Raw genomic sequence first — 13,494 nt, 5'->3', positions numbered from 1 at the left:
GCATTTAGAACTAACTAAATGCCTTTATTAATTTATCTTCTTCTTGCTCCCATTCCAGATGATCTAGGCATAGGTCTTGCAGTTGGCCTAGCGGTCGGTCTATTCATGGGTCTTGGTGCAGGCCTTGTTGTAGGTCTTGTAGGTCTTGTGATAGGTCGCGTTACCGGTCTGTTATTCGGCCTTTGTGTTGGACGCGTGGTTGGTCTTTGTGTCGGGCGCGTGGTTGGTCTTTGTACAGGTCTGGTGGTCGGTTGTGTGCTCGGGCGCGATGGTCTCGTAGTAACCGGTCTATCAGGTCTACTCGGTCTGTTATTAGGCCTGTCTGGTCTGCTTGGACGATTACCGCCAGGTCTATTAGGTCGGTTTGGTCTATATACAGGTCTGGTATAATGGTGTACCCCAGGGCGTCCCCAGTAAATAGGTCGGTTAGGTCTCCAGTAATAACCAGGTCTCCAGAATGGTGGTCTGTAAAATGGTGGTCCCCAATGGTGCCATCCCGGATGCCAATAAGAGTATCCAAACCAACGGAATGGCGATCCAAAATTAAACCCGAAACTCCAACCATACCAAGGGTTATAGCGTATTGAAAAACCGTAGGAGTATGGGTAATGGTAATAAAAACCATTATACCAAGGGTTGTAATAATACCCTGTACCATATACTATGGTTGGTCCTTCAACATATGAGCCATTATATCCAGGAGTATATCCAACATAAACTGTTGTTGGCGATGTTTCATAGATTTGAACATATTTGGTATTATACCTAGGATTATCTGCTGGAATTTTTTCTATATCAGTAGGTCGGTCATCGGCAACTTGCCAGGGGCCGTTTGGCGTATTCGATGTAAACCAAATCGCGTTATCACATAAGAAATAAGTTTGTCCATCTTTAAATACCGAACTCTCTGTGTTAACTGCATACTGAAGATTTAAGCCTTCAACATTTTTAAATTCAGGATTTCCATTATATGCCACATCGGTAGCTTTCGTGTCCCGTGTTACCGCTGCTGTTTGTGGAATTTGGGCATCATAAACTGCATTTTTAGCTTCATCGGTTCCGGGGACGCTACTTAATACGATTGATTTTTTACTATCCGATGGAATGCTTTTGAAATCTGCCGGCAAATCCTCTATAGATAAATAAGTCCAGTTTCCTTTTAAATTTTGTGTCGTAAACCAGCGGCCAGAGATTAAAACATAGTAAGTTTGAGAGCCAATATGCATAAATATATTACTCTCGGTATTTTCAACATATAACAGATTTGAGTTCTGAATAGGGGTGTATTTGGGTTCCCCGTCGAAAACAATGAGTTCTGAAGGTTCTAAGGCTATCACAATCTTAGGGGCCGGGCCGGAATAGATGTTTTTTTCTCCTTCATCTTCTTTACCTTCAGATTCGGCCTTTTCAGCCAATCGATTAATTTTAGAAGGCACTTTCTTTACATGTTGCCAAGGTCCTTTAGGAGATTTGGCTTCGTACCAAAAATCACCACCTCTAAGGTAAAATGTGTTGTCTTTTTCATTTTTTACTATAAATGCACCCGTGTTTTCCACTAAGGAGTAACCTTTTTCAATCGATTTTAATTTAGGCTCTCCATCAATGGTAATTAAGGCACTCGGTTCGTTAGCAAAAACAATTTTTGGAGGATCATGGTTTAGCTCACCTGTGTATACACTTACTTCTTCAAGACTCTCTATAAGGTCTTCTAAAGAAAACTGAATGTTCCATTTTGGGACTTCACGATCTATAAGGTTTTGTAATTCCTGTTTTTGCGTATCCCTTACTTCTTCGGGTAAACGTACTTCATCCACAATTACCGAAGCTAATGAGGCTTGTCTGGTGGTTCTGTCAACATCAAGAAGCGAGGTTGTCCAAAGCATGCCAAATACGGGTTCTTTAGCTTCTGATTTTAAAGCGAAGGCCATGCTGGATTTTAGCTTATTTTCTATATAACTGGCATTTTCGGGCTGATAAATAGTAATCGTATAAGCACCGGCAAGAATGTCTTTAGGCCATTCTGAGACTTCATTTTCTTGTGCTGATAGGGTACATGTAATCAGGGATAAAAGTAGAAATATCCTTGATAGGTAATGTTTTAACTGTATCATGGGCATTAGTATTTTTAGTAAGAATTTACTAATTCGTAAATTCTATGTAATATACATATTATGCCTACAATAAGGATGTTTTACATTGGTTAATTTATTGTTAATACTTTGATTTCTATAAGTTTAATTATGGTTTCCATTTAATATTACATCCAATGCTTGGTTTTTGATCTAAGGTGTTTTCTTTATGGTTTATTAGGCAATCAAGCGCATTTCTTAAATCATGTCCAGTAACGGGAATATTATTACCAGGTCTGGAATTATCTAATTGACCGCGGTATATTAATGTATCATTATTGTCGAACACATAAAAATCGGGTGTGCAAGCCGCATCATAGGCTTTAGCTACTTCCTGTGTTTCATCATACAAATAAGGGAATGGGTACAGCTGTTGCTGGGCATGAATTTTCATTTTGTCTGGTCCGTCCTGTGGATAATTTTCCACATCATTACTGGAAATAGCTATAAAACCAATGGCTTTGTCCCGATATTGGTTAGCAATAGCCACGATTTCTTTATTAACATGAATCACAAAGGGACAATGATTACAGATAAACATAACAACGGTACCTGTATTTCCTTTGAGGTTATCAAATTTTAAAATGTTTTGACTTACCGTATCGAATAGTTCAAAATAGGGCGCTTTTGTTCCAAGTGGAAGCATATTTGAAGGCGTATTGGCCATAGGAATAGTTTTAAATCAAAGTTCGTAATTATTTATATTTTTGAAAAATGAATGACTTAATAACTTTTGAAGATTTCAATAAAGTTGATCTTCGGGTAGGCACAATAATTGAAGTTCACGATTTCCCACAAGCAAGGAAGCCCTCTTATCAATTAATTATAGATTTCGGGGCATTAGGTATTCGGAAAACATCAGCCCAAATCACTACACTTTACAGGAAAGAAGATTTGCTCAAGAAGCAAATTATAGCAGTTGTTAACTTTCCTGAAAAACAAATAGCTAATTTTATGAGTGAATGTTTAGTGTTAGGTGCTGTTTTTGGAAAAGATGTTATACTGTTAAATCCAGAAATACGCATTAAAAATGGAAGTTCTGTAAACTAAAAAACCGTTAAGATTAACGGTTTTTTAGTTAGAAGTATATTTTAAAATTAAATATCATCAAAATCTATATCTGTGAAATTTTCTGGAGCGTGATTTGTTGATTCATCAGACTCGTTCGCATTGTATTCTTTTTTAAAGTCTTTTTGGTGACGCTCACTAATAACTTCATCTCCTTTTTCTTGGATAATGAAATCGGTCATCTCAGCCAAAATTTCTCTAAACTCGGCGAAATCTTCTTTATAGATATAAATTTTATGTTTTTTATAGTGAAAAGAACCGTCGTCATTGGTAAACTTTTTACTTTCAGTAATTGTTAGGTAGTAATCATCAGCCTTCGTAGATCTTACATCAAAAAAATAAGTACGTCTCCCTGCTCTTAATACTTTAGAAAAAATCTCCTCTTTCTCCATCATGTCATTATTGTTCATAGTTTTATAGAAATTTATTTGATAAACCAAAAATCTAAAAAAAACCTAAACTAACCAACAAATTGTGATATTTCTTTTTTTTATATAAAAATAGCAAATATGAAAGGCAAAGGTATCTCTTATCATTAATAGTAAAAGGGGTGTTTATTTCAGGTTTTCAGACGTTTCGCTAAGTTGCTTTAAGTACAAATGTTTGTAGTAGCCATCTACATTAATTAGGGTGTCGTGGGTGCCTTCCTGGACAATTTTACCATCTTCCAGTACAATAATTTTGTCGGCATTCTTTGCAGATGAAACACGGTGACTAACAATGATAGAGGTTTTATTTTTACTTATTTTGAATAGGTTTTTTAATATTTTCTCTTCAGTTTCGGTGTCAACTGCCGACAAACAATCGTCGAAAAGTAAAATTTTTGGCGATTTTATGATGGCCCGTGCTATGGATATGCGCTGTTTTTGCCCTCCAGATAAGGTTAATCCACGTTCACCCAAAATGGTGTCGTAACCGTTACTAAAATTCATAATGTTTTTGTGAACCTGTGCATTTTTAGCAGCGGTAATAACATCGTCGTCAGTAGCTTCGAAATTACCAAACTTAATATTGTTTTTTATAGAATCTGAAAACAAGAAAGCATCCTGAGGCACATAGCCAATGCTGTTTCTTAAATCCGTTAGATTAAGTTTATCAATAGGCGTGCTGTTTATGGCCAGAGTACCACTTTCAATATCATATAATCTACCAATTAAATCTAATATCGTGGATTTTCCGGATCCTGTTTTTCCAAGAATAGCCAATGTTTCTCCTTCTTTTAGTTGAAAACTAACGCCTTTTAAGGCTTGAATATTGGTGTCGTCATAGGTGAAATAAACATTATCGAAACTAATATCGCCATTAATTTCAGTATGTGTTGCTACTGTATTTTTTATTTCAGGTTTAATTTTCAAAAATTCATTGATTCTTTTCTGAGAAGCTTCTGCCTGTTGTACAATAGATGTTACCCATCCCACCGTTGCTACGGGCCAGGTAAGCATATTTACGTAAATAATAAATTCGGCAATGGTTCCTAAGCTTTCAATTTTTCCATTAATATATTGCATGCCTCCAATATATATAACAATAAGATTACTGGTTCCAATTAGTAAAATCATCATTGGAAAAAACCAGGCCTGAACACGGGTAAGACTGATTTGTTTTTCCTTACTTTCGGCTGCTAAAGTTTCAAAATTAGCAGATGTTTGTGGTTCTATGCCATAGGCTTTAATAACGGAAATACCGCTGAACGATTCCTGAGTAAATGTTGAAAGCTTGGATAAATATTCCTGAACTACAGTACTGCGATTGTGGATTTCTCGGCTCAATTTATAAATGATTACCGATAGAATTGGTAAGGGGATTATTGTGTAAAGCGCCAAGGTGGGAGCTTCATTAAACATATAAATGAGCGCTATAATAAATAGTGTTACTGTATTAATACTATACATAATAGCAGGTCCAAAATACATGCGTACTCGCCCCACATCTTCACTAATGCGATTCATTAAATCACCGGTTCTGTTTTTCTTATAAAAGTTTAGTGAGAGCTTTTGGTATTGTTCATAAATTTCATTCTTTAAATCGAATTCAATATAACGTGATATATTTATAATATACTGGCGCATAAAAAAAGTGAGTAACCCACCAATAATGGCGGCGCCAATAATGATTAAAATAATTTCTATTAACTCACTTTTTATAGCAGTTTCAGAAAGTTTTCCATCTAAATATTTTTCAACAACAACAAAAATTTCTCTTACATAGCGAGGCGTAAATAATAAAAATATTCGCGCAATAATTGTAATTACAATACCTAATGTGAGTTGTGTTTTGTATTTAAAAAAGTACTTGTTTAAGTGTTGTAATTCTTTCATTTATACTTTAAAAGGTTTACCTGTAAATTAAAAAGATAACAAAGATAAGGGTTTAAAAAGATATAGTAGGTAGTAGACTGTAGCCTTATTGTTAAAAATGTTTTAAAGTATTTAACAAATAATAAAGTGAAAAAATTAAAATACTTTTTTAAAATAGTTTTATTTTTGCCGTTCGAAAACGAGTTAATTTTCGATTTTAATTTTTTTAAGTTCATTGTAATTATGCTAAACAGAAGACATATTCGTGTAAAAGTAATGCAAACGCTTTATGCGTTTAAAGGAAGTGAAAGTGATGATTTTAGTAAAGATCAAAAATTCTTATTGTTTAGTATAGATAACATGTACAACTTATATCTGTTACAACTTTCTTTACTTCTGGAAGTTAAAAAGCGCGCAGAGTCTGACTTACAGAAGAAGCAAAATAAAATTCTGGCAACTACAGAGGATAAAAATCCCAATTTAAAATTTGTAAATAACGAATTACTCAATCTTTTAAGTGAAAATCATCAGCTTAAGAATTTAATTGAAGTTCATAATATTAATAACTGGAAATTAGATGACGAGTATGTCGATATTATTTTCAAAGAAATAACCTCTAGTGAATTGTATCATGATTATATGGCGACTCGGGTTTCAACCTTTAAGGAGGATAAACAATTTGTTGTTGATGTATTTAAGGATATCATTGCGCCAAATGAAAAGTTGTATGATTATATAGAAGATAAGAACCTAACGTGGTTAGACGATTTACCAACAGTAAATACCACGATATTAAAGTTGCTTAGGAAAGTTAAGGCAACATCTCCTGAAACCTATTTCACTCCCAAATTGTATAAAGACATCGATGACAAACAATTTGCCATCGATTTGTTTAAAAAAACCTTGTTACAAACATCGACTATAAATAAGGAGATTGAATTAAAAACCAAAAACTGGGATTCTGATCGTATTGCTAACATCGATTATAGTTTGTTACAAATGGCAATTAGTGAAATTAAGAACTTTCCATCCATTCCGGTTAAAGTTACCATTAACGAATATTTAGAAATAGCTAAAGAGTACTCAACGCCAAAGAGTAGTATTTTTATTAATGGTATATTAGATAAGTTGGTAAAGGAATATGAAGAAGCGGGTACTTTAAATAAAGTAGGTCGCGGATTAATTTAAAAGACCATTAAGGGTTTAAAAGTTTTTAATCGATTAAATAATTTATATTTTTACACCATTAACACTAAACAGCTTTCAAATGAAAAAAGTAATTTTTGGTATAAGTGCATTTTGTTTACTTGCTTTTACATCTTGTAAAGATAATGCAGCAAAAAAAATAGATGAAGCTAACGTTGCAGCTGCAGCTGTTAGAGATGCCAATGCTTCAAAATTCCCTGTTTTAGAATTCGAGGAAAAGGAACATGATTTTGGAGAAATTGAAAAAGGAACTCCAGTAGAAACTGTTTTTAAGTATAAAAATACAGGAGATGCTCCTTTAGTAATTACAAATATTAAAAGTTCTTGTGGATGTACGGTACCTCAAGACTGGAGCAGAGAGCCATTGGCGCCAGGAGGAGAAGGTAAGTTCACTGTAAAATTTAATGGTAGTGGGGCTAATAAAGTGTCGAAAACTATTACCGTAACTGCGAATACAGAAAAAGGGTCTGAAATTGTTAAAATTACAGCCTTCGTAAAAGCAGATTAGGCAGCAAAATAATAACCGAACGTAATAGTTCATTAAATAAATAAAAATGGGAGAAGGAGGAATCGGTCAGTTTTTACCGTTCATATTAATGTTTGTGGTAGTGTATTTCTTTATGATTGCACCACAAATGAAACGTGCCAAAAAAGAGAAAAAGTTCAATACCGAATTAAAAAAGGGCGATAAAGTTATTACTAAAAGTGGTTTACACGGTAAAATTTTAGAATTGAATGATAAGGATGGGAGCTGCGTTATAGAGACTCTATCGGGTAAATTAAAGTATGAGCGTTCCGCACTTTCTATGGAATTAAGTACAAAACTTAATGCGCCTGCTACTAAAAAATAAGGATATTATAATTCTTAAATACCAAAAAGCTTCCTAAATGGAAGCTTTTTTTATTGGTGGCATTTAAAAAATAATGTAACTCTGGGGTAGGAAAAATGAGCTTGATCTTGTTTTATTAATAAAAGCTCTAAAATTATTAATGAATTTAAAATCTAGGATCATGAGAAAATTTAATTGTTGTGTTTTTTTATTAGCCTTCGGAATATCATTTTTTAGTGTTGCTCAAGAAGCAGAGGTACAGTCAGAAAGTAAATTGTCTAAAACGGAATATTATCAAAAACGAGCAGCAGAAGATGCTAAATACGAACAAGAATTTGTAGCCGATAATGAAACCGATGAAGAAGCTTTTTGGGAAAGTCAGGAGGCGTATGAGAAGAAATTAAAGAAACGGGACAGAAAGGCTTATAAAGCCTACATGAAAGGGAAAAAAGATGCCTATGCAGAGCATTATAAGTCCTGTAACCATGATTGCCACCATAGTTCACGTTATTATCATCACGCATCATTCTATTATTACCGATATGAACCTTATTATTACCATAGGTACCCACAGCGAAGTACAATAAGTACAGGTGTAAATGTTGGTTTACCAAGGGTAAGTGTTGGGTTGTTTTAAAGGAAATAATACGATTATAAATGGGCTTTCATTGTATGTGAAAGCCCATTTTGTTTAATATGATTTCTGGATTCGTTAAACAATTATTTGCTTTAGGGTATTAGTTTTCATATATTTGCAGTATGAGAATGAAAAAAGGGATTCATGAAAAGCAAAATAATCGAATATTCAACTTCAACTTTCTAGTATTTAGAATCCAGTCGGATAAATTCATTCCTCCTTCACTTTTATAATAAATACCACAACTTAAAAGGATTTTCTTTTAAGGTTGTTAGCTATTTCTAAACTTAGGTGTTTATTAAATAAACGCTTAGGTTGCTGTGTGTTTATTATAAAATTTCTAATGCTAGTTTATTTTAAAAATTAGCGAGATCTAATCTATACATTTATGACTATAAAAACCTTCGATGCATATTCGAGGTTATCTATTATTGATATTAACCGAATAACAAATTTTTTGTACGATCACTCTGGAGAATTTCGCGATAGCAAGAGTGCTATTAAAAAAGCACTAAAGTATGCCATTAAAGAAATTTCCGGTTTGGGAGGGTTTGTACTTGTGATAGAAAATCATAAAGATATTTTAGGGGTTTTAGTTATAAATAAAACCGGGATGAATGAATATATACCAGAAAATATATTGGTGTATGTTGCGGTAAATGAATCTTATAGAAATAAAGGAATAGCCAAGCGACTTATTGATTATGCATTTAGATATTGTAAAGGCGATATTGCATTATACGTCAATAAGGATAATCCTGTTTATAAATTTTTTGAAGATAACGGATTTAAATCTAGAAACATTGAGATGCGTTTAACACGTTGACAATGATTTCGGTTTAAAGTAATGAAGTAGAATAATAAAAAAAAACAGAAAAAATGAAATTATTTCAAATTAAGAGACAAACAAAAACGGAAAAACGATATACGACCCGAATGGGGGAGTTAACCACTAAGGTAACTTACATAAAGAAATATCTTTTTGGTTACCCCATAAAAACCATTCATAAGTATAGGGAAACTTATTATGGAGAGGTTAAAGATTGTGATGATTGCTTACTGTTTATATAATCATTTCAAACAATCATAACCAAGATAAACAAATATAAAAAGAATGAAAGTACTAGTAATAGGCGCCGGTAATATGGGACTAACATATGCTGAGGGAATGTCTAAATCAAAACTGCTTAAAAAGAAAAATATAATGGTTTTAGACACTTCCGAAGAAAAGTTGGAAGAGCTTCATAAGATGTCTCATTTTGACGCCTTTAGTGAATTGAACGAATGCGTTCCGCAAGCAGATATAATATTTATTGCCGTAAAACCTTATCATGCAGAAACTTTATTTAAGGCTATTAAACCTCTAGCAAACACAGGACAAATCATGATTTCTATTATGGCAGGTGTTACAATTGAAACTATGATTGCACAATCAGGTTTGACAAAGGTAGTGCGTGCCATGCCAAATTTACCAGCAAAAATAGGGAAGGGGTTAACTTCCTTTGTAGCATCTAAAGACGTATCTAAAATTGAGCTTTTAACAGTTGAAAGTTTATTAAATACCACAGGAAAATCTATTCAGGTAAGCAACGAAAAGTTAATCGATGCCTCTACTGGAATTTCTGGAAGTGGACCTGCATATGTGTTTTACTTTATGCAAAGTATGATGGAAGCTGCCATGCAAATGGGGTTTTCAAAAAACGATTCAACGGTATTGGTAAGTCAGACATTTACCGGTGCTATCGAGTTATTTAATCAATCAAGTTTGTCTCCAAATTCATGGATGGATCGCGTAGCTTCTAAAGGAGGAACTACAAGAGCAGCTCTTGATTCTATGGAAGATAATAATGTAAATGAATTAATTAAAGAAGCCGCTTACGCTGCTTTTAATCGAGCTATTGAGTTAGGTCAGGAACACTAATCAATGCTAAAAATACAGATATGTATAAAGAAAAAATAGTCATTAAAGTCGGTACTAACGTAATGACTAATAGAGATAATAAAATTGTTAGACCAGTATTAAAAGAATTAGTAAGACAGATTGCTGAATTGTACGAACGTGATATTATGACCTTATTAGTGTCTTCAGGTTCTGTAATTGCCGGAAAAGAAGTCTTAGGAAAATCAGATATTAAAAATAAAACGCAAAAGCGACAAGTTTATTCAGCCATTGGGCAACCAAGGATGATGCGTTTATACTATAACATATTTCATGATTACGGAATGAAATGTGCTCAGGTACTTCCAACAAAACGTGATTTTAGTCCGGGAGTGCATCGTGAAAATATGATTAATTGCTGTGAAGGATTGTTATCTGAGGGTGTAGTGCCTATTGCTAATGAAGATGATGCCGTTTCGGTAACCATGTCGATGTTTTCAGATAATGATGAGCTGGCAAGTTTAATTGCCCAACTTATTGATGCAGACAGATTAATTATTTTAACCGATATAGACGGTGTTTTTACAGGACACCCAGACTCTGATAGCAGTGATCTTATTTCATATATAGAACCTGAAGATAATCTTGATAAATACATTCAAGATAGCAACAAAAGTGAAGGTGAAGGCCGAGGCGGTATGGGTTCAAAATTAGATTATGCACAACAAGCAGCCGCACAAAATATACCTACATATATCGCTAATGGTAAGTATAAAAACACCATTATTGATATTATTGATGGAAAAAATGTAGGTACTAAAGTGGCACTTTAAAAGAATAAAGAAGAAATGAAATTGATAACAACAGATATAAAAAATCATGTGTTAACAAGCATGATAAAATTATTAGAAGAGAATCAGGATGCTTTATTGGAAGCCAATAAATTAGACTTGGAGGCTTTTAATAAGGAAGATCAGGCTATGTATGATCGTTTAATTGTTAACGATAATAAGGTACAGGGCATGATTCAAGCATTAAAAGAAGTGAGGGCGCAAAATGACCCGATAAACCAAACAATAACAGACCGAACACTGGATAGCGGATTGCAAATAATTAATAAAACGGCCCCTTTTGGTACTATTATGATTATTTATGAATCCCGTCCGGATGTAACCATTGAGGCCGCTGCTTTAGCATTTAAAGCCAATAATAAAATTTTATTGAAAGGAGGAAAGGAAGCTTACAATAGTAATAAATTATTGGTAGACTTTTGGCATGAAGCTTTACATGAAAATGGCTTAAGTGTTGATTATATTCAACTATTACATATGAATAGAAAGGAAACGCAAGCTTTCCTTAAAAATCCAACCGAACCATTAGATTTAATCGTTCCAAGAGGCGGAGAGCAATTAATTGCTTTTGTAAAAGAACATGCCAAATGTGCTGTATTAATTAGTGGTCGAGGTAACAACTTTTTGTATGTAGATAAAGATACCAATTGGAATCAAACATTAGAAGTTATCTTAAATGCCAAGACAGCCAAAATATCGGCTTGTAATGCGCTAGATAAAATTTTGGTAAATAGTAATTTGCCAGATTACGAAACGAAGTTAAAAGAATTAAATGAACTTTTAAATGTTAACGGTGTTAAGGTGATGGTTGATGATGTCACATACAAAGTGTTAAAGAATGAAACACTTATTGAAGATAATACTATTTGGTATGAAGAATTTCTTGCTATGAAATGTTGTATTGGTACAGTAGATAGTTTGGATGAGGCGATTGAAAATATTAATAAGTATTCAGGTGGCCATTCCGCAACGATTATGACCACTAATAGTGAAAGAGCTAATATATTCATGGAGCAGGTAGATTGTGCCGCGGTGTACAAAAATTCATCTACACGTTTTACCGATGGTGGTGCCATGGGGGTTGGCGCAGAGTTAGCTATATCGACCGATAAATTACACCATCGTGGTCCTTTAGGATTAAACGAACTTGTAACAAATAAATATTATGTTTACGGAGAAGGGCATGTAAGAGTTTAAGATTCTAATTGCTATGAAATAAAAAATCCTCGCCTTGGCGAGGATTTTTTATTATGTATATTTCGATTATGATTTTTTCTGAGCAGTGAGCTCGGCTATTTTACAAATTACTTCCGTCGCTTTAATCATGCTTTCCACAGGTACATATTCATAACGTCCATGGAAGTTATGCCCACCAGCAAAAATATTCGGACAAGGTAATCCCATGTAACTTAACTGAGAACCGTCGGTACCTCCACGAATAGCCTTAATTAAAGGCTTTATATTTAATTGTTTCATGGCCTCTTCAGCTATATCTACAATATGTTTTACAGGTTCTACTTTTTCTTTCATATTGTAATACTGATCTTTAATTTCAGTAACAATAACTTCTTTTCCATACTGCGAATTTAACTCATTGGTTAATTTCTCCATCACTTCTTTGCGAGCTTCAAAATGTTCCCGGTCGTGATCTCGGATAATATATTCTAAAACAGTTTCTTCAACTTTACCTGTTATACCACATAAATGGAAGAACCCTTCATAACCTTCAGTATGTTCAGGAGTTTCAAATCTAGGAAGTGAATTTATAAACTCTTGAGCAATATACATAGAGTTTATCATTTTACCCTTGGCGTAACCAGGATGTACAATTTTGCCCTTTACTTTTACAACGGCACCTGCGGCATTAAAGTTCTCATATTCCAGTTCACCAATCTGGCTACCGTCCATGGTGTATGCCCAATCGGCACCAAATTTCTCAACGTCAAATTTATGAGCTCCTCTACCAATTTCTTCATCTGGTGTAAATCCAACACGAATTTTACCATGTTTAATTTTGGGATGATTGATTAAGTACTCCATTGCAGAAACAATCTCACAAACACCGGCTTTATCGTCTGCACCTAGTAAGGTTGTGCCGTCGGTAGTAATTAAAGTCTGGCCTTTGTACAGTAATAAATCTTCAAAATAGTCTGGAGATAAAACAATATCTTCGGCTTCATTTAAAACGATATCCTTACCATCGTAATTTTCAATAATTTGAGGCTTTACATTCGCTCCGGTAAAATCTGGCGACGTATCAAAATGTGAAATAAATCCAATGGTAGGCACTTTATAATCTACATTACTTGGTAACGTTGCCATAATATACGCATTGTCATCTATGGTCACGTCTTCCATGCCTATAGCTTTAAGCTCTTCGGCTAATTTGTTAGCTAGATCCCATTGTTTGGCAGAACTAGGTGTAGATTTTGAATTAGGGTCAGCTTCTGTGTCGATCGTAACGTAACTCGTAAAACGTTTTATAATGTGGTCTTTTGAAATCATTTAAATACGGTTTATTTAATTGAAAATATAAGGGGTTTTAAGCAGTGAATTCTTTACTGCTATTCAATTTGCAAAAGTACGATTAATAATTT

General features: G+C 34.0%; 15 protein-coding genes. 10 read left to right on the top strand and 5 right to left on the bottom strand.

Translation table 11 applies throughout. The annotated features are described in order from the left end of the window. Positions 1-32: 32 nt before the first annotated feature. Positions 33-2,111 carry a hypothetical protein gene (locus tag H611_RS14720; RefSeq protein ID WP_027136881.1) on the bottom strand — a complete coding sequence of 693 codons (2,079 nt, stop codon included), beginning with the start codon at positions 2,109-2,111 and terminating at the stop codon, positions 33-35. 127 nt (positions 2,112-2,238) lie between these two features. Beyond that, positions 2,239-2,796, bottom strand: a complete 558-nt coding sequence (locus H611_RS0102580) for a thioredoxin family protein (RefSeq protein ID WP_027136880.1) — start codon at positions 2,794-2,796, stop codon at positions 2,239-2,241. Between the two features lie 47 nt (positions 2,797-2,843). Here H611_RS0102580 and H611_RS0102575 point away from each other — a divergent pair, with 47 nt between their 5' ends. Beyond that, the gene (locus tag H611_RS0102575) at positions 2,844-3,179 is read left to right on the top strand and encodes a tRNA-binding protein (protein ID WP_027136879.1); all 336 of its coding nucleotides are present in this window, start codon (positions 2,844-2,846) and stop codon (positions 3,177-3,179) included. Positions 3,180-3,226: 47 nt separating this feature from the next. Here H611_RS0102575 and H611_RS0102570 read toward each other — a convergent pair whose 3' ends face one another. Then, a complete protein-coding gene (locus H611_RS0102570; RefSeq protein WP_027136878.1) occupies positions 3,227-3,607 on the bottom strand; it encodes a PUR family DNA/RNA-binding protein in 381 nt (126 codons plus the stop codon). A gap of 144 nt (positions 3,608-3,751) precedes the next feature. Further along, positions 3,752-5,515: an ABC transporter ATP-binding protein gene (locus H611_RS0102565; RefSeq protein ID WP_027136877.1), complete on the bottom strand. Its 1,764-nt coding sequence runs from the start codon at positions 5,513-5,515 to the stop codon at positions 3,752-3,754. A 222-nt stretch (positions 5,516-5,737) separates the two neighbouring features. Here H611_RS0102565 and nusB point away from each other — a divergent pair, with 222 nt between their 5' ends. The 9 genes from nusB (at position 5,738) to H611_RS0102525 (ending at position 12,094) form a co-directional block, all read left to right on the top strand. Beyond that, positions 5,738-6,682, top strand: a complete 945-nt coding sequence (gene nusB, locus H611_RS0102560; RefSeq protein WP_245574756.1) for a transcription antitermination factor NusB — start codon at positions 5,738-5,740, stop codon at positions 6,680-6,682. A 79-nt stretch (positions 6,683-6,761) separates the two neighbouring features. Further along, complete coding sequence (locus tag H611_RS0102555) at positions 6,762-7,208, top strand: DUF1573 domain-containing protein (protein ID WP_027136875.1); 447 nt, start codon at positions 6,762-6,764, stop codon at positions 7,206-7,208. Between the two features lie 46 nt (positions 7,209-7,254). Further along, positions 7,255-7,551 carry a preprotein translocase subunit YajC gene (yajC, locus tag H611_RS0102550; RefSeq protein WP_027136874.1) on the top strand — a complete coding sequence of 99 codons (297 nt, stop codon included), beginning with the start codon at positions 7,255-7,257 and terminating at the stop codon, positions 7,549-7,551. Positions 7,552-7,711: 160 nt separating this feature from the next. Further along, entirely contained in the window at positions 7,712-8,167 is a 456-nt protein-coding gene (locus H611_RS0102545) for a hypothetical protein (protein ID WP_027136873.1), read from the top strand. 388 nt (positions 8,168-8,555) lie between these two features. Then, positions 8,556-8,993 (top strand): GNAT family N-acetyltransferase, encoded by a 438-nt coding sequence (locus tag H611_RS0102540; protein WP_027136872.1) that lies wholly within the window; start codon positions 8,556-8,558, stop codon positions 8,991-8,993. A gap of 53 nt (positions 8,994-9,046) precedes the next feature. Then, positions 9,047-9,238 (top strand): hypothetical protein, encoded by a 192-nt coding sequence (locus H611_RS14610; protein WP_084158127.1) that lies wholly within the window; start codon positions 9,047-9,049, stop codon positions 9,236-9,238. Positions 9,239-9,281: 43 nt separating this feature from the next. Then, complete coding sequence (gene proC, locus H611_RS0102535; protein ID WP_027136871.1) at positions 9,282-10,088, top strand: pyrroline-5-carboxylate reductase; 807 nt, start codon at positions 9,282-9,284, stop codon at positions 10,086-10,088. 20 nt (positions 10,089-10,108) lie between these two features. Further along, a complete protein-coding gene (proB, locus tag H611_RS0102530; protein ID WP_027136870.1) occupies positions 10,109-10,879 on the top strand; it encodes a glutamate 5-kinase in 771 nt (256 codons plus the stop codon). A 15-nt stretch (positions 10,880-10,894) separates the two neighbouring features. After that, complete coding sequence (locus H611_RS0102525; RefSeq protein ID WP_027136869.1) at positions 10,895-12,094, top strand: glutamate-5-semialdehyde dehydrogenase; 1,200 nt, start codon at positions 10,895-10,897, stop codon at positions 12,092-12,094. A gap of 66 nt (positions 12,095-12,160) precedes the next feature. Here H611_RS0102525 and pepT read toward each other — a convergent pair whose 3' ends face one another. Beyond that, entirely contained in the window at positions 12,161-13,402 is a 1,242-nt protein-coding gene (gene pepT / locus H611_RS0102520) for a peptidase T (protein WP_027136868.1), read from the bottom strand. Between the last annotated feature and the right edge of the window lie 92 nt (positions 13,403-13,494).

Source organism: Gaetbulibacter saemankumensis DSM 17032, from assembly GCF_000425645.1.
Lineage (GTDB): Bacteria > Bacteroidota > Bacteroidia > Flavobacteriales > Flavobacteriaceae > Gaetbulibacter > Gaetbulibacter saemankumensis.
Note: the sequence above shows the minus strand (reverse complement) of the source record. Positions and strands in the feature narration are given on the sequence as shown.